The sequence below is a fragment of the Pectobacterium sp. PL64 genome, from assembly GCF_022477975.1.
Classification (GTDB): Bacteria; Pseudomonadota; Gammaproteobacteria; order Enterobacterales; family Enterobacteriaceae; genus Pectobacterium; species Pectobacterium jejuense.
Genome location: NZ_CP092070.1, coordinates 382730 through 406541, shown reverse-complemented (window position 1 = coordinate 406541; position 23812 = coordinate 382730). Strand labels below are relative to the sequence as shown.

Here is a 23812-nt window from a genome sequence, read left to right as displayed (position 1 = left end):
AGAGGTAATCAAGCTAATTTATTTGGTGTCCAACGCTGTTTTAAGGCTGTCACGAGCGGTTTCCAATCCAAGTTTAGCAGGTACATTTGCACAGGCGGTTATAAAGGGAGTGAGATCGATTTCTTCCACTTTTACGCCACTTTTGGACATTTTTTCTAAAACGGCTGCACTTTGCTCTATAATTTTTTGGGATGCGAATGCACCGGCATTATAAGATTCTTCATGAAGAATCTTCTGATATTCGGCAGGAAGTTGGTCAAACCATTTACTCCCAACAATAATCGACGTCATTAAGTGGTAGTGGTTGGTTTTAGTAATATATTTAGCGACCTCATTAAGCTTGGAACCGTATAACGCCGTTAGGTGCGCCTCGGCAGCATCCACTACGCCCGTCTGAATGGCGGAATACACTTCGGACCAAGCCATTGGCGTTGGTGATGCTCCCATGCAGTTGATTGTTTCAATAACGATAGGCGCATCAGGTACCCTTACTCTGACACCTTTTAAATCGGCTGGCTGGGTGAAAGGTTTTTTCGTAATCATCATACGAGAACCTTGATACCAATTGAACGAGAGGCTGACCAAGCCCGATTTGCCCTGTAACTGCGATTCCCATTCTTTAAATATGGGTGTTGTGACAAATTTCGAAGCTTGCTCATAATTTGACAATAAGAAGGGGGCATTCAGTATTGCCAATTCTGGCACAAATTGCGCCAGTCTACCGCCATCAGTGAGAACGCCAACATTACTTCCAACTTGAGCCTGCTGAATTAATTCACCATCGGCTCCCAACTGACCGCTAGGAAATAACCTCACACGCACTTTTTTATCAGTGCGTTTTTCAACGTTTTTCTTAAATTCCTTAAATCCAGCATAAACAGGATCATCCGGAGCTAACGCAGTGCTCAGGTTGAAATCATATGTTTTGGCGGCAACGGAAGATAAGGTAAAAAGCGAAAGTAATGAGGCAAGTGCTATTTTTCTGCATATCCTCGGTGTTAAAGCATAAAAATACTTCCTTTCGAAAGTTAAGGTATATTTTGACATATCTTTCTATTCTCCGAAGGAAAAATCATGAATGTAAAAATACTAGATACGCTAATTCAACACATCGAAATTAAATCCCCCACTTCTCAGTTATCAGAAAAATAGACTATTTACATCATCACTAACGGTTTATTGACCTTACCCATTAGTCAAACATTATTTAATCATTATCTCAGGTCACTCAGCGCCGCCTCTATCGCATTGCAGAATATTACCAATGATCATCTTTTCACTTCTTGTGCCAGCTCCACGACTTCAGCCCATACGCCATCATCAACAGGGATGCCTTTGACAAGATTCTCTTGCCGATTTTTAGCTGAATGTTCTCCGGGATAATAAACCTCTGTTTGACCTTCTGCCTGCGTCGATGTCTTGACATAATCCGCCACGCTGTCAGCCATACGCTCGCTAAATTCACTGCCGCCAAGCTGGGCTGGATCGAAAACAATAAAAATCTGACTGGCTCCGGTGCAACTGCCTTTACCAATTTTATCAATCTCATTTGTCGGATGGCCTGCGGACAGTAACGCCGCCATCGCATCTAACAAAACGGCCAGCCCCGAACCTTTCCAGTATCCGGTTGGAAGGATGCGCATAGATTGTTCAATTGGCCCCGGTTCATCGGTTAAATTTCCCTGCTGATCAAAACCGCCAGGGAAAGGCAGACGTTCGTTTTTAAGCCGCGTAACCTGTAATTTGCCGTATGAGTACTGCGACATCGCCATATCTAATACGATCGGCCCTTTTTCTCTCGGCACCGCCATCACAAAAGGGTTGTTACCTAAGCGGGTATTTTTAGCCCCCCACGCAGGCATACACGATTCCGTATTCGTCCAACACATTGCGGCAAGACCTTGTTCCGCGGCTTTCCAGCCGTACGCGCCTCCACGCATCCAGTGGGTAGTATTGCGTAAAGCAACAATCCCTATGCCATTTTCACGCGCTATCTCCGCTGCTTTTTCAACCGCAAACAAGGCGTTGGTGACACCAATCCCCTGATTACCGTCATAGATCTGAATCACACCTAATGATTTGACCTGAGTGGGCTCAGCCTGAATATCGATCCAACCTTTTTTGACATAGTCAATAAACCGGGATACGCGGTTTAAGCCGTGCGAATAAACCCCATCACAACTGGATTCTGTATGAATCTGTGCGCAAACATCCGCTTTTTTCTCGCTTAATCCCGCGTTCAAAAATGCCTTCTTTACAGTCTCTTTCATGACATCAAAACTAATTCTTTGCATATTTTTCATCTCATTTCTAAGACCAACATTCCACGATGGACATCATCATGACTGAATATCTACCAGCACTTCGCAGCAACTTTTTGGCACCTGTTCAACTTAGCTCATTTATCCGCCATTACCTACTACCATACAAGTACACCAATAGTGATAACTTGAATCACCTCACATTTATTAACATTTGCAACATTTATCGAAAAATCATAAATAGCAGAAGGAGGAACAGGAATGCATCAAGAGGGAAAAGAGGATGTGGCAGGCGAACCATAGGAACATTAACGCTGTGCTTCAGAGCGCTAATGGTGAAAGTCCTTTTTAGTTGATCTTCAACGTAATATGGCAGGTGTCATGGTTACCGCAATCCTGTTGCGGTGAGATAGAGATATTGCAGGACAAGGGGCCATCCGTATTTCCCTTGCCCTGTATGGTCACAAACATAGCCAACGCGATCGGTTTTGAAATTACCAGTCCATTGCCTGTAACGTCCCTTTCACGCCTTTTTCTAGCAACGTCAGATAATGCTGCGTCACCGCATCGACAAAGACAGGGTTCTTCGGTAAGTCCTCACCAAAAATCGCCGTCAGCGCCAGCAGTGCCGCGACTCGGCTTTCACCTTCTGGGCTGCGTTGCACCGTTTCAGCGATCAGATCTTTCAGCGGATCGCTAATTTCAATCGGTTTTCCTTGCTCATCCACGCCGCCCACATAGCGCATCCATCCCGCCACGCCGAGCGCCAGCGCATCAAAACGGCTGCCGCGTGCCAGATGCCAGCGGATCGAGTCCAGCATCCGCTGTGGCAGTTTTTGCGAACCGTCCATCGCAATCTGCCAGGTGCGGTGCTTTAACGCACGGTTACGATAGCGATCGAGCAGCGCATCCGCATAGGCGGCGAGATCGACACCCTGTGTACGCAGCGTCGGAGCCTGTTCACGCAGCATCAGATGATGTGCCACCGCGACCAGGTCGCTATCCTGCATGCACTCGCTGATATGCTGGTAGCCAGCCAGGTAGCCCAGATACGCCAGAAACGAGTGGCTGCCGTTCAGCATACGCAGCTTCATTTCCTCAAACGGCAGGACATCCTGTACCAGCTCCGCGCCGGCTTTTTCCCATGCAGGACGGCCGTTGACGAAGTTATCTTCAACCACCCATTGGAAGAATGGTTCACAGGCGATCCCCGCGGGATCGCCTACGCCCAGCAGTCCCTGAATTGTCTCCAACGTTTCCTCGGTGATAGCCGGAACAATCCTGTCCACCATCGTGGACGGAAAGGTGACGTGCTGTTCAATCCAGCGCGCCAGTTCGATATCCTGCAGCTCGGCCAGTTGCACGATCACGTTGCGCGTGACGTGCCCGTTTTCCGGCATATTGTCGCAGGACATCACGCTGAATGCCGGTAGCTGGCGTTCCCGTCTGCGTTTGATCGCAGCCAGAATCACACCGGGCAGGGAGCGTGGTTCTGCGGGTAACCCCAGATCGTGGCAAATCAGCGGATGTTCACTATTTAACTGCCCCGTCGCCGGATGGTGGCAATAGCCTTTCTCCGTGACGGTAATCGATACGATGGCGATATCCGGCGCGCTTAGCGCTTCCAGCACCGCCTCGATGCCTTCGACTTCCGCATGCAGCGCGCTGGTCGCTACGCCGATGACCCGGCTATTCCAGCCGCTGTCCGCCATTTCGGAAACCGACCACAGTAAATCCTGCTGGCGAATGGCTTCAATCTGCTGCTCGCCGCCAATCAGGTTGATTTCGCAATAGCCCCAGTCGCTACCGTGATCCGCCGCCAGCTTATCGGCACAGACCGCCTGATGCGCCCGGTGAAATGCGCCAAAGCCAATATGCGCAATACGTGTTTTTAGCTGGCTGCGGTTGTAACGCGGCACCACAACCTGCGATTTAAGAGTGGAAAATTCACTGATACTCATCGTTATCCCTGATAGGTGATTCAAAAAATACGTCAACTGCTGGAAACCTGAGAGGAACGGGGATAATGGGTAGATCGTAAAGACGCTGTGAATACATCCCTGTACGCTCGGATTGCGCCATCCATGGCGCAAACGCTTTACTCTTCTATCCCATTACCCCCGTTTTCGCTCCGCAAACAGGAGCGCTGTGGTGTTCTGTTATACCGCGTCGTCTAATGCATCCAAGTCACGGTCTTTCACTTCCGGCATACAGATAGCCGCGAATAAACCAATCACTGAGTAAGCAATCATCATCACGACAATCGGCCACCAGGAACCGGTCATGTTGCAGAAAATACCTGCTAACACCGGACCAAAACCAACGGCAACCAGACCACCCGTTTCTTTGGCAATCGCCATTTGCGTAAAGCGGCTGCGTCCACCGAATATTTCCGCCATCGTGATATTTTCCAGCGCAAATAATCCCAGTACCGCGAAGTTATGAATAATGATAATGCTGACGACAATTACGTTAACGCTATTCTCTTTATCAACGATAAGAGAGAGCATTGGGTAGGCTAACAATATCGCCGAGATATTCAGAATAATATACGGTACGCGGCGACCAATTTTATCCGAGAGCCATCCTAATAATGGAATGGTGATAAAACCAATAATGGAGCTGATCATCAATGCATCGGTCGGAATAGATTTATTGAACAACAGCGTTTGAACTAAATATCCCGCGAGGAAAGTCTGAATTAATCCTGAATTTCCTGCCTGTCCGAAACGTAATCCTGTCGCCAGCCAAAACGCCTTGCTTTTGAACATGGACAGTACTGATTTTTGCTCGCTTTGCTCAACCACCAGAGCAGGTGACGGCTCTTCAGTATCAGAGACATCATTACTCACTTTTTCAAAAACCGGGCTTTCTTTCAGGTTCATACGCAGCCAGATCGCGAAGATCATCACGACTACGCTGGCCAGGAACGGTACACGCCAGCCCCACGCTAGTAACTCTTCTCTCGAGAGGGCAAAAAACATGACGGCCCAGATAGCCGTGGCGCTGAGCGTGCCGCAGTTGGTGCCCATTGCAACCAGTGAGGAAATAATCCCGCGTTTTCCTTTCGGCGCGTATTCAGCCAGCATGGTACCGGCACCGGAAATCTCGGCACCCGCCCCTAACCCCTGCACGATACGCAAGGTCACCAGCAAGATGGGCGCGAAAATACCAATCTGTGCGTAGGTTGGTAGCACGCCAATTAACGTGGTACAGATCCCCATCATGGTAATGGTGATAAAGAGCACTTTCTTTCTACCGATGGAGTCCCCCATCCGGCCGAAAATAAAGGCACCGACGATACGTGCGACATAACCTGCGCCGTAGGTTCCCATTGCCAGAATCAGCGCCATCGCCGCCGATTGTTCAGGGAAGAATATTTCATGGAAGACCAATGCCGCACCGAGCGAATACAGTTGGAAATCCATAAATTCTAATGCGGTGCCCAGCCAGCCGGACACCGCCGCCTTGACTAAATCAGAGGTACTTCTTACAGGCTTATCTTGTCCAGATGCGATCTGCGTATTCATATATATACTCTCGACGATTTGTAATTATGGTAGAGCACAGTAAGTAAAATTACCGTTCATCATGGTGTCGCAATCCACTCCAGCCCGTTATTGATGGTCTGGAGTGATTAAGAGAGAAATAATTACTTCAAAGGAATCATTATATTATTCTGTAGTCGATATAGTTTTTCCTTTTATATATCCCTTGTTGTTAATAACGTGTCATTCATCATTAAACGTCAGCAGGACTTTACAGCAGCGTTTTTGATCTTTTTCAAAGACCTCAATCGCCTGTACCACCTGCTGATAATCAAACCGATGGGTAATCAGTTTGGCCGGATCGATACGTTTCGCTTTCAGCCACTCAATTACGATAGGGAATTTGTTGGCATTCAAGCGCGATGAGAAAATGGAGATCTCTTTGCTGGTGATTCCCTGTTGGCTGACCTGACAAGGTTCGCTGGAAAAGCCCATGATGGCGATACGTGCCGCAGGAGAAGCAATCGTAATCGCTTCCTGCAAAATAGACGGATGGCAGGCAGCATCAACAATCAGCGTAGGCTTGATATTCAGCGCGTCCAGCTCATCTTTTAATGACAGCGAGGCGTTGTTGATAACCCTGTCCGCTCCGCTACGTAATGCCATATCCAGACGTTCAGGAATGCGATCGACGACGATGACTTCCTTCACGTTGAACACGCCTTTCAGTACCTGAACCGAGGTCAACCCCATCGGTCCCGCACCATAAATCAGGGCGACATCCTGCTCTGTCGGCTTCACCTGTGCGGTCACGTTGGCGGAAATCGTGAAGGGCTCGACCATCACGGCGAACTCATCAGGGATCTCATCCGGGATGATGTGCGCGTTCTTCGCCGGTACGGCAGCGTACTCGCTGAACCCGCCGTCGCGATGCACACCCAGCACCACCAGCGAAGTACAGACGTTCGGCTTGCCGATTGAGCAAGGGTAGCAGTGGCCGCAGCTCACTACCGGGTCGACCGAGACGCGTTCGCCCAGACGGGATGCCTCCACGCCCTCACCGACCGCCTCAATCACGCCGAAGAATTCATGCCCGATCACGCGCGGATATTTAGCAAAAGGGTTATGCCCGCGATAGATGTGGCTGTCCGAGCCACAGATGCCTGCCAGCTTTACCTTCACCCGAACTTCACCTGCCGCTGGCTGCGGAATAGGACGTTCTTCAATCACCAGCGAATTCGGCTGCTGTATCACAATGCTTTTCATATTTTGGCCTCTGATTACCTATTCCACTCTTACCAGTTCCACAACGTGCCGTCTTCCAGACGGGCAACCGGCAGATAAGCGGGGTCATAGGGGTATTTGGCCGCCAGCTTTTCATCAAACTCAATGCCTAACCCCGGTTTTTCGCCTGGGTGCATGTAGCCGTTATCGAACGTCCAGTTATGTGGGAACACTTCCAGCATTTGCTCCGAATAACCCATGTATTCCTGTACGCCGAAGTTTGGTACCCAGAGGTCAAAGTGCAGCGCCGCCGCCATGCAGATAGGCGACAGATCCGACGGCCCGTGTGAACCGGTGCGCACCTGATAGAGCGAGGCAAAGTCGGCGATGCGACGCATGCCAGTGATCCCGCCCGCATGGGTAATCGTGGTACGGATGTAGTCGATGAGCTGTTCTTCGATCAGCTGTTTGCAATCCCAGATGCTGTTAAAGACTTCACCCACCGCAATCGGCGTAACCGTGTGCTGGCGGATTAAACGGAAGCACTCCTGGTTTTCCGCAGGCGTTGGATCTTCCATCCAGAACAGACGATAGTCTTCAATGCTTTTACCAAAGCGCGCCGCTTCAATCGGCGTCAGGCGGTGGTGCATGTCGTGCAGCATGTGCTCGTTGAAGCCAAACTTGTCGCGCACCGCTTCAAACAGCTTCGGCGTGAAATCGAGGTATTTTTCCGTCGACCACAGTTGCTCTTCTGGCAAGTTGCCTTTCGTCGCCGGCTCATACGCCAGCCCTTTGCCTTTCGCCATACCGTAGGTGGTTTTCATACCCGGCACGCCGCACTGTACGCGAATCGCCTTGAAACCCTCATCGCGATGCTTGGCGTAATCGTCCAGCACTTCATCAATCGAGTGGCCCGTGGTGTGGCAATACACCATCACGCCCGTGCGTGATGCGCCGCCCAGCAGTTGGTAGAGCGGCATGTTGGCAGCTTTGGCCTTGATGTCCCACAGCGCGGTGTCGACTGCCGAAATCGCGGACATCGTCACCGGGCCACGACGCCAGTACGCGCCTTTATAGAAATACTGCCAAATATCTTCGATCTGGTGCGCATCGCGGCCAATCAGCTGCGGACACACATGATCTTTGAGGTAAGAGGCGACCGGCAACTCACGCCCGTTGAGCGTCGCATCGCCGAGGCCGGTTAATCCGCTATCTGTCGTAATTTTCAGGGTGACAAAGTTTCGCCCCGGGCAGGTGACAAACACTTCAGCGCTGACAATCTTCACGTTACTTATCCTTCTGTGCATGTAGCCATTCGTTTATGCTGACTACCATACAAGTATATTAATCGAGATAATTTGAATCACCTCACATTTATTCACATTTGCAACATTTATCTAAAAGCCATGAAGATCGGGAAGAGAAACCGAGGTGCATCGAGGGGATAAAACGTAAGGAAATAAGAGGCAGGCGGCGGCTTACGCGGTCAATGCATCAGGAATTGGACGCACGCGGAACATGTTCTCCGTTGCGGTACATGCGCTGGCTATCTGCACCTCCCAAACAAGGGAAAGCCCCTACCGGACGGACTCGCTGTTGTAGTCTTGCAGGAAATCCAGAAACAGCCGCACCATGGGAATGTTCGTGCTGCGCTTTAGATAGCTAATGGCGAAAGTCCTTTTCAGTTGCTCTTCCAGCGGAATAACCGCGACGTCGTAAGCGGTCAGGCTTTTCGCGACAGACGAACAGAGAAAGACCACGCCGGACAGGTTAATCACCAGATCCATAATGATGTCCATGTTGCTGCATTCGCGAAAATAGCTTGGGTTGATGCCCTGTTGAGTGAAGGATTTGGAAACCGCGGCATGCTCCCCCGTCCCTTTCTGCGGCACGATCAGCTTTTCTTTGACCATCTGCGGCAAGCTGAGCGTCTTGCTGTCGGCAAGCGGGTGCGATCTTGCCATCACCGCAACAATGTCATCGATCTGACAAATGGTGTGATGAAACAGCGGATCGTTCAGGTACTCATCAAAAGGTGTCGAGAAAGACAGGTGGATTTCACCATTGCGCACCCTTTCCAGTAAATCGGTGCTGACGCCGTCAATAAAAGAGATATCGATATTGGGATAGGCTTTCTGAAACAGGTTAAACATATTGTAGTGAGCCAGACGATTAAAAATCGGGATCACGCCAACCAGCAGCGCGCCATCCGTGCTTTCCTCATAGCTGCTGACGAACTGCTCCAGCTCATAATGTTCTTTAATCATCCCCTGAATTTTGTCAGCAAAGATCTTCCCGAAGGGCGTCAGAGAAAACTGCCGGGTGGTTCGGTTAATCAGTTTTCTTTCCGTTTCAAGTTCCAGCCGCGCGATCTCCTGCGACAAGAAAGCCTGAGAGATATTCAGCGCCTTCGCCGCTTTAGTGAAACTCCCGACCCGGATGAGTTCCTGATAATAAATCACACGCTTTATACTGAACATTGTTTTATATTACGCATCAACTGTCTCGTTTATAACCACCCATAATAACAATTATAGGGGCCTGTAAATAATCAAATGTGATTAGATGCACATTTAATTCATGAGAAATAGCGTTAATGGTAGATATAGTCAACTTATTATCAAGGAGGAAATAATTCATTAACTTAAGACAGCCCACTCCATATTATTAAAGATTTTTTAATATTGTTTTTACAAACACAACATCGTTCTTCACAAACCTCTCTGATTTACATGCTTCTAACAAAGGACTGAAAGTATGCACTATCCGAAAACAGCCAAAATAGTATTAGCCTCACTGACGATGATGAGTTCCACCGCAATCAACGCGGCACAAAACCAACATGAAATCACCGTAAAGCAGGAAACCACCTCGGTGAAATTAATCTCTGACGTCGTTTATTCTCAGGTATCGATGCGCGGCTACCCTAACGTCGCATTAAAAATGGATATCCTTCAGCCTGAATCTAAAACCGCGCTTCCGGTCGTATTATTCATTACCGGCGGCGGCTTCATTAACGCCAATAAAGATAATTATCTGCAACAGCGCCTTAGCATTGCCGAAGCGGGCTATGTGGTTGCCAGCATGGAATACCGCGTCGCGCCTACCGTGCTTTTCCCCTCGCCGCTAGAGGATGTAAAGTCCGCCATTCGCTATCTGCGCGCTAATGCGAAAAAATTTGGTATCGACGGCCAACATGCCGCAGTTTTCGGTTCATCGGCAGGAGGCTATCTGGCGGCGTTTTCCGGAGTAACAAATGGCTCAAAAGCCTACGATAAAGGCGATCACCTCGACCAAAGCAGTGATGTCCAGGCTGTCATTGATTTCTATGGCTTATCCGACCTAACGCTCGTCGGTGAAGGCTTCCCAGACGATGTCGTTCAGAAACACGCATCACCTTCCGCAACAGAAGCTATCTGGGTTAACGGCACCGCAGTATTTAATGAAGGGGGCGCAATTACTCGCTATCCCGATAAAGCCGCAGCGGCCAACCCGATTAACTTTATCAGCGGCACCACACCTCCGTTCCTGATTATGCACGGCACAAACGATACCTCGGTTTCTCCACGCCAGACCGAGAGACTGCATCAGGCTCTGACGGCGAGAAATATCGAATCCACCTACTACAGCGTCAAAGGTGCCGAGCACGGCGGGCCGCATTGGCTGCAACCGGAAATCATGCAGATTACCGTCCGCTTTCTTGATAAGCACCTAAAACCTTAATACCCGTTTACGGTTTTTAGTATATCCCTCTATTATTTTGTTAAACAAACGTTAGTGCTAAATATGCACTAACGTTTTTTATTTGTTACGGAAAAAGTCATTATCCACTCCCCCCCATTTTATTACTCACATAAAAAATAGATAATCTGATACACATCAATTATTCGTTTTTATCACAGAAATAAAAACAGCAATTTGCATCCATATAATAGAAACACAATTTCTTAAACGAACGAGAAAAATAACAATGCATTTATAACAAATCGACATTTGTTATATACGGATATACAAAAAAATAAACGTGACCAACCGCACACTTACCCTTTAATTCCCATGTTCCAATAAAACCACAATAACAACGTGGCCTACTTATTATTTTCATCGTAATAATGAAGCATCATTCCCTATTAGCGCCACACTGCGAAATATTAACGCTATTGCTGGATTACTACTATCTGGCGTTCGCGCGGCTATCACCCCAATGTGAAGATTTATAATATGGAAGAATTATCTCGCCGTCGTTTTATTGCCTATATGGGAGGTACGATTGCTATTAGTGGGCATATCGGTCTCGCACAAGCGCAAAATGAACCCGAAAAAATGCAGGGTAAATTAGCGGTTAAATATGGCTTATTGCATAACGAAATGCGCTGTATCGGCTGCAAAGCCTGTATCAAGGCCTGTAAAGAGACTAATAACGTACCCGATGGCGTAACCCGACTGGATATACTGCAAACCGTCGATATTCCCGCCGTCGAGAAGACGCGCGCCATTAAGCAATTTTTCCGTAAATCCTGTCAGCACTGTGAGAATCCGCCCTGCGTTGCGGTCTGCCCAACGGGAGCTTCCTTCAAAGACGCGCTCACCGGTATCGTCGACGTCAACGATAAACGCTGCGTGGGCTGCCGCTACTGCATTGCCGCGTGTCCTTACCACGTACGTTTCATCAACCCAGTCACGAAGACGGCAGACAAATGTAACTTTTGTCGGGAAACCAATCTGGCCGCCGGGAAGCAGCCCGCCTGCGTCGAAATCTGCCCCACCAAAGCCTTGGTATTTGGCGATCTCAACGATCCTGAAAGCAACATTGCCAAGATGATCGCGAGCAACGCGACCTACCGCTCCAAGGTTTATTTGGGCACTGAACCCCAGCTCTACCGTATGCCGGGGAAACGAGGAGAAATCGACAATGCATAATGCCTTCACGTTCGACACGCTGGTATGGGATTGGCCCATCGCCATTTATCTTCTTCTGGTCGGCATTTCGGCGGGCATGGTGTCGCTCTCGATGCTCCTCAGACACTACGTTCCCAGTGAATATCGCGGCAGTAATCGCGTCATCAAAGCCACGGCCATCGTGGCACCGCTCGCCGTGATCCTCGGGCTGGTGATTCTGATTTTTCATCTGACTCGACCGCTAGCCTTCTGGTATTTGATGATTTTTTACAACCCGACCTCCATCATGTCCCTTGGCGTGATGCTCTTTCAGGTGTATTTCGTCGTGATGCTGTTATGGATCATCACGCTTTATCACGACGGATGGCTGACGCAGCTTGAGACCGTCTGGCACCGGCCCGCGCTGGCTGCGCGAGCGCGTAAGTTAACGGCGATGATCGTCAAAAAGTCCACGGTGATTGAAAACCTGCTGCTGGTGCTGGCGATCCTGCTCGGCTGCTATACCGGCTTCCTGCTGTCCGCGCTGAAATCGTTCCCGTTACTGAATAACCCCGTTCTGCCCGTCCTGTTTCTGGTATCCGGCACCACCTCCGGCATTGCTGTCATGCTGCTGGCCAGTGCATGGGGGCGCAATACGTCGGGGCATTCACACTCCCTGCATTTCATCCACCGTGTGGAAACGCCAGTGGTGTACGCCGAACTGTTCCTGCTGTTCGCGTTCTTTATCGGGCTGCTGCTTGGCGGCGGGCAAAAGGTTGTCGCTGCGCAGACCGCGCTGTCGGGTTTCTGGGGGGGTGTATTCTGGATTGGCATTATTGGCATCGGCATTGTGATCCCATTCATTGCCAATCAGGTGCGCAAGCCTTCCACGCATTCCGGCAAAGGCCAGCTGATTACATTAGCCACCATGAGCCTGTTCGGCGTGTTCCTGCTACGACTGTTCGTGCTTTATGCCGGACAAATGACGGTGGCCTGAATGAACACGTCATGGGTCTTATTCTGGATTGCATCGGCTACCTTTTTCATGCAATCCCTGGATACCACCATGGTGTATGTCGCCATTCCTGCCATCGCGCAGTCGCTACACCAGCCGGTGTTGCATATGGAAGCGATTGTGATCGCCTATATTGTCACGGTCGTCGCATTTACGCCGGCCAATAGCTGGCTGGCGGAACGACTAGGGGAACGGAAAACCTACCAGATCGCGATGGCCATTTTCACGCTCGGCTCGCTGCTGTGCATGACGGCAACCACACTCGGCAGCTTAAGCGTTTTCCGCTTTATTCAGGGCATCGGCGGTGCGCTCATGCTGCCCATCATCAGAACCGTGATATTGCGCACCACGCCGCAGAAGTTGAAATTACGCTTCCTGAATCGGGTGACCTTATTGGGATTACTCGGCACCCTGATCGGCCCCGTTTTCGGCAATATTCTGGTTAGTTTTCTCTCATGGCAGGCTATTTTCCTCGTGAATATCCCGCTGGCTTTACTCTGCTTTTTTCTGGCAACTAAATATATTCCTGTTGCTGCCATAAAAGAGACAACCCGCACGGGTGCCTATGAAGTCGTCTTTCCCATTTTGATGTTATTTCTCGTGGCCTTCATGTTAACCACCGCTACGAAAAATATATTGCCAACGTTCGTCATGCTATTTCTGTCTTGTAGCATGTTGGGCTTGGTATTTATTTATTATCGGCAGCATCTCATTGCAGAAACGGCATTATTCCCTCGCGCCCTGTTTGGCATCAGAACCTTTTCAGTCGGCGTTATTGGCGGCATCGCGACGCGAACATTACTGGCATCGACGCCCGTCGTGCTGTCGTTAATGCTGCAAACGACGCTGGCCTGTAAACCCGCGGAAACCAGCCTGGTTCTGCTGCTCTTTTCCAGCGGCGCACTGCTGTCAAAACTGCTGTTCGAACCATTGGTCAAGCGTATTGGCTACCGTCGGCTGTTGATGCTGACAACCAGCATCACGTCGCTGTGTATCCTCGCCCTGAGCGTCGCCGTACAAGAGAAATCGATGCTGCTCATCGGCATCATCGCCCTGCTGTTAGGCGTGCTGATTTCAACCTTATATTCAGCAGCAGGCACGCTGGCCTTTAGCAACCTGAATAACAGCACGTACCACAGCGGTAATAACCTGCTGACCATTAGCCAATTACTTTCCGTCATGCTCAGTATGACGCTGACGTTTCCGATATTACGCTTTCTTTCTCAGTTTGAAATTCTCTTCAACCTTAACCCTTTCAGCCTGTTGTTTTTATTACTCGGCATTGGCTTACCCATTTGCTGCCTGATATTCAAGCCCCTCAATAACGACGACGGCTATCACTTTATTCATGGGAGATAAATTTGTGACTCACCGTATTCATTCAAAAACTACTGGAACTATTGATATGAAAATCTGCTCAGGAATCCTTCCACTCTGCCTGTTATTCGCAATGGGAACCGCGGTTGCGCAAGAAGGGAATTTTAAAGCTGGCACCTATTCCGCCGCGAGACAGGGTATCGGCGGGGACGTCACCGTTACGCTCGATATCGATGCGCAGGGGAAAGTCCTTAAATCGACGATTGATGCCCCGGAAGAAACGCCGGAAGTCGGCGGGGAAGCAGCTATAGAACTCGCAAAAACCATGACCGAAAAACAGAGCATTCAGGTTGATGGCGTGTCCGGTGCCACGATGACCAGCGGTGCGGTGAAAGAAGCAGCAGAAGACGCGTACTCACAGGCTAAAGCGAATTAATCCCGTTGGTTCTCCACGCGCAGCACGACTGCATTGTAAGAATACGAATGACATTAAGGAAAACATCATGACACGCTTCAGAAAAAGTGTACTCGCGACGCTCTGTCTCTCGATGATGAGCTGGTCTACCGCGCAGGCGGCGGACGCGGCAAAGCCGGAAATCCCGAAAAGCGCGGATATCGTTATTATAGGCGCAGGCGCGGCGGGCACGTCGGCAACGATGGCTGCCGCAGAGAAAGGGGCAAAAATCGTCTTACTGGAAAAACAACCGATTGTCGGTGGCACCGGTAACTTTGCCGAAGGCATCTTCGCCGCCAACAGCAGCCTGCAGAAACGTCAGGGGATTGTGGTCACGCCGGATATGGCCTTTAAGACCATCATGGATTACAGCCATTGGATGGCTAATCCCTTCGTGGTGCGTGCTTTCGTCAACCGTTCTGCGGACACAATTGAATGGGTGAAATCAAAAGGCATCAAGTTTGAATATATCGGCCCCGGCGGTCCTGGCGGCATGCTGACCTGGCATGTGATCGACGGCCCCGGCCACGGACGCCACCTGATCAAGACATTCCACGAGCAGTTTAAAAGCATGGATGTCACCACGCTGGTGAAAACGGCGGGTAAAGATCTGGTCGTGAAAGACGGCAAGGTGACGGGCGTTATCGCGCAAGATAGCGAGGGCAACACCATCCAGATAGACGCCAAGGCCGTCATCATCGCGACCGGCGGCTATGCCAACAATAAAGAGATGCTGCAAAAATACGCCGCTTTCCCCGATACCATCATGGTCGGTAACGTCGGTAAAGACGGCGACGGGATTAATATGGCCTGGAAAGCCGGTGCCAAACCGGACGGTCTGGGTCTGCTGCAAGCCTATCGCCCCGGCCTGCCAGACTACGCTCCGAACTCTCACCTGCTGGCCGCCGCGCGTCAGCCCTATCTGTGGGTTGACCAACATGGCCGCCGCTTTACCGATGAATCCAACGTCATCATCTGGCCACACTCCGGCAATGCGCTGTCAAAAGCGGGCGGCATCATGTACTCCATTTTTGACGAGACATCCCGTAAGCATTACGTCGAAGACGGCATTGATGTGTCGATTGGCGAATGGGTGATCGCCAATACCAAGCTGACTAAATTTGATAGCGAATTTACGAAGGAAAGTCAGAAAAATCGCGGCTTCGTTTTCAAATCCGCCACCATCGACGGGCTGGCAAAAGAGATGGGCGTTGATGCGAGCGTGCTGAAGAATACGCTGGAAGAAAACAACAAATTTGCGACGCAAAAGCGGGATGAGGTGTTTAACAAAAACATGGATTACCTGCGTCCGGTCAAAACCGGTCCGTTCTATGCGGTGAGAATGCAACCGGCAGCGCTAGGCACATTAGGCGGCGTGAAGATCGACGAGAAAATGCAGGCGATAGATAAATCCGGTGAGGTCATTCCGGGTCTGTACGTCACGGGTAATGATGCTGCTGGCATGTATGGTGACACCTATGACCTGCTGTTAGGCGGCGGCACGTTTGGCTTTGCGCTCAACTCCGGTCGTATCGCGGCAGAAAGCGCCCTCGATTATATGAAGTTCAGCAAGAAATAAGCACCAGTACTTAAGCCAGCCTGTATGCCGATGCGGGCTGGCTTTTATTTGAGAGGAATAGATTCAAACGGGATTCACTGCGAGCGGAATAGCATTCCACTCATCCAGCTTTACGAAACGTCAGGTTAAAACGGCATTCGTCGGACATCCCTTCCGGCACGTTGCCGCTTTTCAACGGCAGAATGCCGTGGAAATAGAGCCGCGATTCACCACCCCAGACCACCACATCGCCGTGTGTCAGCGGAACACGTTGCGCTTTATCACTACGCGCCATGCCGCCAAACAGGAACATCGCGCTGAGCCCCAGCGAGACGGACACGATAGGCTGGTGAAAATCCCGTTCGTTTTTATCCTGATGCAGAGACATACGCGTACCGACATCATAGCGATTGATGAGGCAGGCATCCGGTTCAAAATCAGCAAAACCCGCTTCGCTCGCCGCCTGCTTCGCCAGTCGGGAAAAAACCTCTGGCATCGCGGGCCACGCCTCTCCGCTCAGCGGATCGTGTGCGGTGTAACGATAGCCGCGTTCATCCGTCACCCAACCGAGCGGCCCGCAGTTACTCATCGCCACCGACATCACAAAACCGCCCGGCGTGACCATATTCCGCAGCGGCGCTCGCGCAGTGACAGCTTTCAGCGCCGTAAGCAGCGCCGGAGCATCGTCATAGGCGCGACCACGCAGGATGACCGCCCCCGGTGCCAGCGTTTCCGTCCAACGACGCGGCGCTTCATCGGCAAATAAATCAAAATTCACGATGACGATTCCCCTTGCAGATGTACGGTCAGCTCTTTCTCCAGCAGTTCTTTGTCCAACTGCTCTTTATCCAACAGGGCACGCTTACGCACAATGCCCCAGCGATAGCCTGACAGCGCACCGTCATGTCGGACCACGCGATGACAGGGAATCGCAACCGCCAGCCGGTTTGCCGCACAGGCCCCCGCGACCGCGCGTACGGCGGCCGACGATCCAATGCGCTCAGCGACGTCACGATAGCTCAGCGTTTCTCCAGCCGGAATCGCCCGTAGCGCCTGCCAGACTCGCTGTTGGAATGCCGTACCGCGAATATCCAGCGGCAGCGTGAACCCGATAGTCGGATCGTCGACAAACCCGACAACCTGCGCCATGCGTTGTTCAAACGCCGCATCGCCACCGATCAGCTGTGCGTTAGCAAACATCTCCTGAAGCGCATTGAGCAGAGATTCAGGATCGTCTCCCAGCAGGATCGCACAGATCCCTTTCTCGCTTTCTGCCACCAGCACCTCACCGAGTGAGCAGCGGCCAACGCCAAAGTGGATCGTCATCCCTTTTCCTTTGTTCTGAAACGCCGTCGGCGTCATCCCTAAATGCGCACCCGCTTCGGCATAAAAGCGCCCGCTGGCCTCATAGCCCGCCGCCGTAATCGCGTCAGTCACCGTGCCGCTATCTGACAACTGTTCACGTAGCTGCCGATGGCGATGGGCGCTGGCATACTGCTTTGGCGTCAGACCGGTTATGGTTTTGAACACGCGATGAAAATGGAACGCGCTTATCCCCACGGCCTGAGCCAGCACCGCCAGCGTCGGTTGATGCTCAGACTGCTCAATCATCCGGCACGCGCGGGCAATCTGCTGCGCCTGCTGTTCCTGCCGCGAAAGTGTTCCCTGACGACAGCGTTTACACGGACGGAAACCCGCCGCCTGCGCCTCGTCGGCCGTCGCAAAGAACACCACATTTTCACGTCGGGGCTGACGTGATGCACAGGAGGGCGCACAGTAAACCCCCGTGGTTTTCACCGCATAGATAAAGCAGCCGTCAGCCGCTTGATTACGCGTCACCACCGCCTGCCAGCGCGAGTCGGCATCCTGAAACGGTGTATCGTTACGCATCATAGGCACCTCAACCTCATTCCAATCTCAGTCTGACTGCCAGTCTTGATATTACTGTCAGTCTTAATACTACTGCCCGTCTTGATACAACTAAAAGTCACGCCATGCGCTAACGCTAAACCAGAGCGACCTTACGCACACGTTCAACTCTTGCTTTTTCATTCGGATCGCCCCGATGTTGATATTTCCGCCGACATTACCGGTTACTTTTTGAACAAATCTGTGATGTGAATAAATGGTACACGGTGAGACTCAGCTTTTTCTCAGCAATCAGGGGGCAACATGAGCGGAAATAAAGTTCACTGGAATGGCGGTTTGCATGACGATGCGGTGCAGATTATGTCACGCGGTGGGGGAATCATCGTTTCGCCCACCAAGGTGGGTTACATCATCATGGCTTCAGATAAGGCCGGGCTGGAACGCAAATTTGATGCCAAACAGCGTAGCCGAAGCAAGCCGGGTGTCGTGCTGTGTGGATCCATCGCGCAGTTGAAAGCGCTGGCGCAGCTAAACCCAGAAATCGAACAGTTATATCAACGCCATTGGGATGCCGACGTGCTGCTGGGCTGCATTCTTCCCTGGCACGACAGCGCATTAGTGCGTATCCCCAAAGACGGCTCGAAAGCGCTGATGATGGACGATCGCAAAACCAGCTGTTTCGTGATTAAGTTCGGTAAACCGAGCGAAATCCTCACGCAGGAGCTGTGGGAAAAGTACGGTAAATTAACCTTTGCCAGCTCGGCTAACCCGTCTGGCAAAGGCAATCGGGGCGAGGTGGAGGGGATCGGTGAACGGATCAGTGCCTTTGCCGATCTGATTATCGAAGCCGACGATTACGTGAAATCTATCCAGCCGAATAAATCCCATGACACACGCTACGAGCAAGGCGTGATGGTGTCGATGGTGGATACAGACGGTCAACTGATACCGGAACAGAAAGGGAGACGGAGCGTATATCCGTGCCCGGCGCTGATACGCAAGGGGTTGGATGTGGACAAGGTGATGTCGCTACTGTCTGATACCTTCACCACCTGGGACTATCGCCACGGCGAGTATTATTAACGCGTAACAGCGGCATAACCTGCCGCTGAAATATCCCTTCCCACATGGCACGCTATGCGGCAATCTCCTATGCTCGTTTTCTGTCCTTGCGTTCTCATCACGGAAGCCGTTTATGCCATCCCACTCGCCGTCGGATTTCACGCAGCTCGCCAAAACCCATCTCAGCGCCATCAATACACGCTGGGCTAGCCTGATTGAACAGATTGGCGACTGTCGCCATCAGACCACGCCGCATAGGGAACCCTATGAGGCACTGATGCGTGCGGTTGCCTATCAGCAGCTAACGACGCGTGCTGGGGATGCGATGGTCGCGAAGCTCCTGCGGGTACATGGCGATGTCTTTCCCACCCCGGAACAAATACTGGCCTGCTCCACCGACACGCTGCGGCAGTGCGGTTTTTCCGCCCGCAAAGCGGATACACTGCATGGCATCGCCCAAGGTGCGCTGACTGGTCTGGTGCCCAGCCTCGAACAGGCCGCAGAGAGGGATGATGACACGCTCATTCAGCAGTTGACGTCGCTCAAGGGGATCGGGCGCTGGACGGTCGAAATGTTTTTGATTTATTCGCTGGAACGCACCGATATCATGCCGCTCGACGATCTCGGTATTCGGCAGGGGTTACGCTATGTTTATGATTTGCAGGACATGCCGAAACCGCGCGAGTTACAGGCACTCAGCCTGCACTGTCAGCCTTATCGCACGGTGGCATCCTGGTATTTATGGCGAGCGCTTGAGCTACCGGCATATCAGAGCTTTAAGCTGACACACCGGTAACGCGCAGCATTACCGCAGGTGGATTAGCGCAGACGAGAGCTGGTCGATACCTGCTGAACGTGACGACGGCGGTTCACTATGCGCTCCCGCAGCGTATCGTAGGCCCAGTTATACACCACGGTGTACGGCAGGAAGAACAGGAAGAAGCCAATTTCCAACATTAGCGCCTGCCACAGCGTGACGTTCAGCATCCACGCCGCCAGCGGCAAACCAATCAGGATAAAACCGCCTTCAAACCCCAGCGCGTGAGCGATACGAACCGGCAGACGACGCTTAACGCGATCCGCTGGCCACAGGCGATCGAATATCGTGTTGTAGATCATATTCCAGATCATCGCGACGCTGGCCAGCATGATAGTCAGCGCCCCCATATCGAAAACGGACTTATTCATCAACCAGGCTGCCGTTGGTGCACAGATCATCGTAGCAATCAGCTCAAAGCCCACCGCATGGTACACACGCTCACGTAAGGTTTTACTGGTTTTGTTCTGCATAGCACATTCACTTTTATTTATTGCGAGTTACTGGTCAATTTTCGCCATGACCATGGATGGCATCGTATTACGCCCTTATTTTCATCGCATAAGGTGGTAGAGTACAGTTAGATTCCATCGATAAAAACGATATACTCGTCATACTTCAAGTTGCATGTGCGTTGGCAATACTCGGCTCATCACTGAGCCTCGCCCTGAAGGGCCGCCGCAAGCGGCGTTCAAATCGGCTAAGACGATTTGTCCTCGCTCACCCCAGTCACTTACTGAAGTAAGCTCCTGGGGATTCACTGCGTCGCCGCCTTCCTGAAACTCGAATTATTTAGGGTATAGATAGAAATGCGATATTCACCGGAATCCCTGTTGGCTTTTGTGACCGCCGTTGATGCGGGCTCATTTTCCGCCGCCGCACGGCGCTTGCATAAAAGCCAGTCCACCATCAGCGCGGCCATCGCCAATCTGGAAGCCGATCTGGGGCTGACGCTGTTTGATCGATCCGGTCACCAGCCGGTGCTCACACTGGCGGGCAGAAAAGTGCTTTCCCACGTACAGGCGATTTTATCTGCCAGCGAAGATCTGGATGGGCTGGCGATCCGTCTGGCCGACCATATCGAACCCCGTCTGACGTTTGTGCTGTCCGATATCTGGCAAGCGCCTCACTACGAACTCGTGCTTCAGCGTTTCGCCCAGCATTTTCCTGATATTGAGTTTGAATGCCTGATTGCGGAAGGTGATGACGTGATCGATCTGCTGCAAATGAACCGCGCGCATGTCGGGCTATTGCGCGCCCAGACGGATTACCCGCCCGATATTGCCGCCGCGCGTTTGCAGATTAAGACCGACATGGCCATCTTCGTGTCGGCAGCGCACCCGCTCGCAACGGAAAAAACCGTGACGCGCAGCCAACTGGCGACCGTCCGCCAGCTCTATCTCAATACCTATAAACGCAGCGATCGACTACAACCGGAAGGGATCGTCTGGTCTGCGCCGTCCTACCTGATGCTACTGGAAATGGCGCAGCAGGGGCACGGCTGGAGCATTCTGCCACGCTGGCTGGTGGCGCAATACGACCAGCAGAAACTGGTGGAGCTGCCTGTCGCAGGCTGGCCGCAGTGGATTGACGTGGACGTTGTCTGGTCCAAGCCCCATCCGCCTGGCCCAGCAGGACTGTGGATGATCGACAATCTCCTTGCCCAACAAGAGACTACACAGCCATAACTCCGTCACGGCATTGGTAAAATCACATCCGTCATCACCTCTGCCACCGCACCGTGACTTTAGTGATCGGCCTGTTTTTTCATGAAACGATAAAAAGCCAATAACGGTTTATTTATATCGCCAACGAATAACATTAAGGATTAAATGGTTATTGTTTTTAATTTCACCATTTACTTTACTTAATTAAGACAATTAAAAGAGGAATATTTTCACGTTAAATCGCGTGCCCTTTCCCGTGGCGTCCGCACACAGGAAACCTATGCTGTGCCACCGTTCCACACGTCTGCTACGGGGAAAAAATAACGCGCACATCATTATTATTGTGATGTACCAAAGTAGTACTTCCCGACAAAAAACCATACTATTATGGTGATTACTACTTTTGTATTCGAGACATCCCTGTAGTGCTGCAGTAATACGCCTTAATAATAAGATGCTGAATCCTATAAGGTGAAAATTTACTAATTGATGCAATTGCAAGTGAGAAAAAAATGTCGAATAAACCCTTCTATTACCAAGATCCGTTTCCACTCAGTAAAGATGACACCGAATATCGCCTGTTGAGCAGCGACTTTGTCTCTGTCGCACAATTTGAAGGTCAGGACATCCTGAAGATCGAGCCAGCCGCGTTGACCCTTCTGGCTCAGCAAGCCTTCCACGATGCTTCTTTCATGCTCCGCCCCGCTCACCAGCAGCAAGTTGCCGATATTCTTAGCGACCCGGAAGCCAGCGAAAACGATAAATACGTTGCCCTGCAATTCCTGCGCAACTCAGAAATTTCCGCCAAGGGCATTCTGCCGACCTGTCAGGATACCGGTACGGCGATCATCGTCGGTAAAAAAGGCCAGAACGTCTGGACTGGTGGTAATGATGCCGAAGCGCTGTCTAAGGGCGTGTACAACACGTTTGTTGAAGACAACCTGCGTTACTCACAGAACGCCGCGCTGGATATGTATAAAGAGGTTAACACTGGCACCAACCTGCCCGCGCAGATTGACCTCTACAGTACCGAAGGCGAAGACTATAAATTCCTGTTCGTCACCAAAGGCGGCGGTTCTGCCAACAAGACTTATCTGTATCAGGAAACCAAAGCGCTGCTGACGCCGGGTAAACTGAAAAGTTTCCTGATTGAGAAAATGCGCTCGCTGGGCACCGCAGCCTGCCCGCCGTACCATATCGCGTTTGTCATTGGCGGCACCTCGGCAGAAACCACGCTGAAAACCGTTAAGCTGGCGTCAACCAAGTACTACGACGAACTGCCGACCGAAGGCAACGAGCACGGTCAGGCGTTTCGTGATGTCGCGCTGGAACAGGAAATTCTGGAAGCCGCGCGCGATCTGGGTCTGGGTGCACAGTTTGGCGGGAAATATTTTGCGCACGACGTGCGGATTATCCGCCTGCCGCGCCACGGTGCCTCTTGCCCAGTCGGTATGGGCGTGTCCTGTTCCGCTGACCGTAACATCAAAGGCAAGATCAACCGTAAAGGTGTCTGGCTGGAGCAGTTAGAGCAGAATCCGGGCAAATACATTCCTGAACATCTGCGTGAAACGGGCGAAGGCGATGCGGTTAAAATCGATCTGAACCGTCCGATGGCCGAGATCCTGAAAACGCTGTCGCAGTATCCGGTATCCACCCGTCTTTCCCTGACTGGCACCATCATCGTGGGTCGTGACATTGCTCACGCCAAGCTGAAAGAGCGTCTGGATAACGGCGAAGGCCTGCCGCAGTACATCAAAGATCACCCGATTTACTACGCGGGCCCGGCGAAAACGCCAGAAGGCTACCCGTCCGGTTCGTTAGGCCCAACCACCGCTGGCCGTATGGATTCCTACGTCGATTTACTGCAAGCCAACGGTGGCAGCATGATCATGCTGGCAAAAGGCAACCGCAGCCAGCAGGTGACCGACGCATGCCATAAACACGGCGGCTTCTACCTCGGCAGCATCGGCGGCCCGGCCGCGATTCTGGCGCAGAACAGCATCAAGAGCCTGACCTGCGTGGAATACCCGGAGCTGGGAATGGAAGCGATCTGGAAAATCGAAGTCGAAGATTTCCCAGCCTTTATTCTGGTCGATGATAAAGGCAACGACTTCTTCCAGGTGATTCAGAGCGCTAAATGCGTGAAATGCGGTTAACTCAGTTCTGTAGTCATTAGAGGTTAGGCAATATTTCGTGTGCCAA

Annotated in this window: 20 protein-coding genes; 10 read left to right on the top strand and 10 right to left on the bottom strand. The window is 51.4% G+C overall.

Going from position 1 to position 23812, the window contains the following annotated elements:
• Positions 1 to 18 precede the first annotated feature (18 nt).
• The 7 genes from HP572_RS01805 to HP572_RS01775 form a co-directional block, all read right to left on the bottom strand.
• A complete protein-coding gene (locus HP572_RS01805; RefSeq protein ID WP_240584621.1) occupies positions 19 to 1047 on the bottom strand; it encodes a C4-dicarboxylate TRAP transporter substrate-binding protein in 1029 nt (342 codons plus the stop codon).
• Between the two features lie 221 nt (positions 1048 to 1268).
• A complete protein-coding gene (gene yiaK / locus HP572_RS01800; protein ID WP_205553283.1) occupies positions 1269 to 2294 on the bottom strand; it encodes a 3-dehydro-L-gulonate 2-dehydrogenase in 1026 nt (341 codons plus the stop codon).
• Positions 2295 to 2755: 461 nt separating this feature from the next.
• Positions 2756 to 4222, bottom strand: a complete 1467-nt coding sequence (locus HP572_RS01795) for a mannitol dehydrogenase family protein (protein ID WP_240584620.1) — start codon at positions 4220 to 4222, stop codon at positions 2756 to 2758.
• Between the two features lie 198 nt (positions 4223 to 4420).
• The gene (locus tag HP572_RS01790) at positions 4421 to 5791 is read right to left on the bottom strand and encodes an MFS transporter (RefSeq protein ID WP_240584619.1); all 1371 of its coding nucleotides are present in this window, start codon (positions 5789 to 5791) and stop codon (positions 4421 to 4423) included.
• A gap of 201 nt (positions 5792 to 5992) precedes the next feature.
• Positions 5993 to 7015, bottom strand: coding sequence for a Zn-dependent oxidoreductase (locus HP572_RS01785; RefSeq protein WP_127157558.1), 1023 nt, complete (start codon positions 7013 to 7015; stop codon positions 5993 to 5995).
• Between the two features lie 29 nt (positions 7016 to 7044).
• Positions 7045 to 8259, bottom strand: coding sequence for a D-mannonate dehydratase ManD (gene manD, locus HP572_RS01780; protein WP_039283781.1), 1215 nt, complete (start codon positions 8257 to 8259; stop codon positions 7045 to 7047).
• A 291-nt stretch (positions 8260 to 8550) separates the two neighbouring features.
• Positions 8551 to 9453, bottom strand: a complete 903-nt coding sequence (locus tag HP572_RS01775; RefSeq protein ID WP_039312577.1) for a LysR family transcriptional regulator — start codon at positions 9451 to 9453, stop codon at positions 8551 to 8553.
• 277 nt (positions 9454 to 9730) lie between these two features.
• Between HP572_RS01775 and HP572_RS01770 the strand changes: the two genes are divergently transcribed.
• The 6 genes from HP572_RS01770 to HP572_RS01745 all read left to right on the top strand — a co-directional run bounded on the left by HP572_RS01770 (position 9731) and on the right by HP572_RS01745 (position 16216).
• On the top strand, positions 9731 to 10696 hold the full coding sequence (locus HP572_RS01770) for an alpha/beta hydrolase (protein WP_240584618.1): 966 nt from the start codon (positions 9731 to 9733) through the stop codon (positions 10694 to 10696).
• 498 nt (positions 10697 to 11194) lie between these two features.
• The gene (locus HP572_RS01765) at positions 11195 to 11893 is read left to right on the top strand and encodes a 4Fe-4S dicluster domain-containing protein (RefSeq protein ID WP_205553106.1); all 699 of its coding nucleotides are present in this window, start codon (positions 11195 to 11197) and stop codon (positions 11891 to 11893) included.
• Positions 11886 to 12848, top strand: coding sequence for a cytochrome c nitrite reductase subunit NrfD (nrfD, locus tag HP572_RS01760; protein ID WP_240584617.1), 963 nt, complete (start codon positions 11886 to 11888; stop codon positions 12846 to 12848). The genes HP572_RS01765 and nrfD overlap by 8 nt, the downstream gene beginning before the upstream one ends.
• Entirely contained in the window at positions 12849 to 14225 is a 1377-nt protein-coding gene (locus tag HP572_RS01755) for an MFS transporter (RefSeq protein ID WP_240584616.1), read from the top strand.
• 46 nt (positions 14226 to 14271) lie between these two features.
• Entirely contained in the window at positions 14272 to 14619 is a 348-nt protein-coding gene (locus HP572_RS01750; protein WP_102118242.1) for an FMN-binding protein, read from the top strand.
• Positions 14620 to 14686: 67 nt separating this feature from the next.
• Positions 14687 to 16216, top strand: coding sequence for an FAD-dependent oxidoreductase (locus HP572_RS01745; protein WP_240584615.1), 1530 nt, complete (start codon positions 14687 to 14689; stop codon positions 16214 to 16216).
• A gap of 100 nt (positions 16217 to 16316) precedes the next feature.
• On the opposite strand, the gene alkB is transcribed toward HP572_RS01745, so the two are convergent.
• Together alkB and ada are read right to left on the bottom strand one after the other, a co-directional pair.
• Entirely contained in the window at positions 16317 to 16973 is a 657-nt protein-coding gene (alkB, locus tag HP572_RS01740) for a DNA oxidative demethylase AlkB (RefSeq protein WP_240584614.1), read from the bottom strand.
• Positions 16970 to 18088 carry a bifunctional DNA-binding transcriptional regulator/O6-methylguanine-DNA methyltransferase Ada gene (gene ada, locus HP572_RS01735; RefSeq protein ID WP_371745295.1) on the bottom strand — a complete coding sequence of 373 codons (1119 nt, stop codon included), beginning with the start codon at positions 18086 to 18088 and terminating at the stop codon, positions 16970 to 16972. The genes alkB and ada overlap by 4 nt, the downstream gene beginning before the upstream one ends.
• A gap of 279 nt (positions 18089 to 18367) precedes the next feature.
• On the opposite strand from ada, the gene HP572_RS01730 reads away from it, so the two are divergent.
• Together HP572_RS01730 and HP572_RS01725 are read left to right on the top strand one after the other, a co-directional pair.
• Entirely contained in the window at positions 18368 to 19147 is a 780-nt protein-coding gene (locus HP572_RS01730; RefSeq protein ID WP_240584613.1) for an L-threonylcarbamoyladenylate synthase, read from the top strand.
• 112 nt (positions 19148 to 19259) lie between these two features.
• Positions 19260 to 19922: a DNA-3-methyladenine glycosylase gene (locus tag HP572_RS01725; RefSeq protein ID WP_240584612.1), complete on the top strand. Its 663-nt coding sequence runs from the start codon at positions 19260 to 19262 to the stop codon at positions 19920 to 19922.
• A gap of 23 nt (positions 19923 to 19945) precedes the next feature.
• Here the strand turns inward: HP572_RS01725 and HP572_RS01720 are convergent, their stop codons facing one another.
• The gene (locus HP572_RS01720; protein ID WP_240584611.1) at positions 19946 to 20416 is read right to left on the bottom strand and encodes a multidrug/biocide efflux PACE transporter; all 471 of its coding nucleotides are present in this window, start codon (positions 20414 to 20416) and stop codon (positions 19946 to 19948) included.
• A gap of 336 nt (positions 20417 to 20752) precedes the next feature.
• Here HP572_RS01720 and HP572_RS01715 point away from each other — a divergent pair, with 336 nt between their 5' ends.
• Entirely contained in the window at positions 20753 to 21631 is an 879-nt protein-coding gene (locus HP572_RS01715; protein WP_240584610.1) for a LysR family transcriptional regulator, read from the top strand.
• 491 nt (positions 21632 to 22122) lie between these two features.
• Complete coding sequence (fumA, locus tag HP572_RS01710; RefSeq protein ID WP_039497095.1) at positions 22123 to 23766, top strand: class I fumarate hydratase FumA; 1644 nt, start codon at positions 22123 to 22125, stop codon at positions 23764 to 23766.
• Positions 23767 to 23812: the final 46 nt, after the last annotated feature.

Excerpts from the sequence above, each read along its gene's own strand:
- HP572_RS01715 (WP_240584610.1), top strand. The coding sequence starts at position 20,753 with ATGCGATATTCACCGGAATCCCTGTTGGCTTTTGTGACCGCCGTTGAT.
- HP572_RS01765 (WP_205553106.1), top strand. The coding sequence starts at position 11,195 with ATGGAAGAATTATCTCGCCGTCGTTTTATTGCCTATATGGGAGGTACG.
- HP572_RS01785 (WP_127157558.1), bottom strand. The coding sequence starts at position 7,015 with ATGAAAAGCATTGTGATACAGCAGCCGAATTCGCTGGTGATTGAAGAA.
- HP572_RS01795 (WP_240584620.1), bottom strand. The coding sequence starts at position 4,222 with ATGAGTATCAGTGAATTTTCCACTCTTAAATCGCAGGTTGTGGTGCCG.
- HP572_RS01775 (WP_039312577.1), bottom strand. The coding sequence starts at position 9,453 with ATGTTCAGTATAAAGCGTGTGATTTATTATCAGGAACTCATCCGGGTC.
- HP572_RS01770 (WP_240584618.1), top strand. The coding sequence starts at position 9,731 with ATGCACTATCCGAAAACAGCCAAAATAGTATTAGCCTCACTGACGATG.
- nrfD (WP_240584617.1), top strand. The coding sequence starts at position 11,886 with ATGCATAATGCCTTCACGTTCGACACGCTGGTATGGGATTGGCCCATC.
- HP572_RS01745 (WP_240584615.1), top strand. The coding sequence starts at position 14,687 with ATGACACGCTTCAGAAAAAGTGTACTCGCGACGCTCTGTCTCTCGATG.
- HP572_RS01755 (WP_240584616.1), top strand. The coding sequence starts at position 12,849 with ATGAACACGTCATGGGTCTTATTCTGGATTGCATCGGCTACCTTTTTC.
- yiaK (WP_205553283.1), bottom strand. The coding sequence starts at position 2,294 with ATGCAAAGAATTAGTTTTGATGTCATGAAAGAGACTGTAAAGAAGGCA.
- HP572_RS01725 (WP_240584612.1), top strand. The coding sequence starts at position 19,260 with ATGCCATCCCACTCGCCGTCGGATTTCACGCAGCTCGCCAAAACCCAT.
- fumA (WP_039497095.1), top strand. The coding sequence starts at position 22,123 with ATGTCGAATAAACCCTTCTATTACCAAGATCCGTTTCCACTCAGTAAA.
- HP572_RS01730 (WP_240584613.1), top strand. The coding sequence starts at position 18,368 with ATGAGCGGAAATAAAGTTCACTGGAATGGCGGTTTGCATGACGATGCG.
- HP572_RS01750 (WP_102118242.1), top strand. The coding sequence starts at position 14,272 with ATGAAAATCTGCTCAGGAATCCTTCCACTCTGCCTGTTATTCGCAATG.
- HP572_RS01720 (WP_240584611.1), bottom strand. The coding sequence starts at position 20,416 with ATGCAGAACAAAACCAGTAAAACCTTACGTGAGCGTGTGTACCATGCG.
- ada (WP_371745295.1), bottom strand. The coding sequence starts at position 18,088 with ATGATGCGTAACGATACACCGTTTCAGGATGCCGACTCGCGCTGGCAG.
- HP572_RS01805 (WP_240584621.1), bottom strand. The coding sequence starts at position 1,047 with ATGTCAAAATATACCTTAACTTTCGAAAGGAAGTATTTTTATGCTTTA.
- HP572_RS01790 (WP_240584619.1), bottom strand. The coding sequence starts at position 5,791 with ATGAATACGCAGATCGCATCTGGACAAGATAAGCCTGTAAGAAGTACC.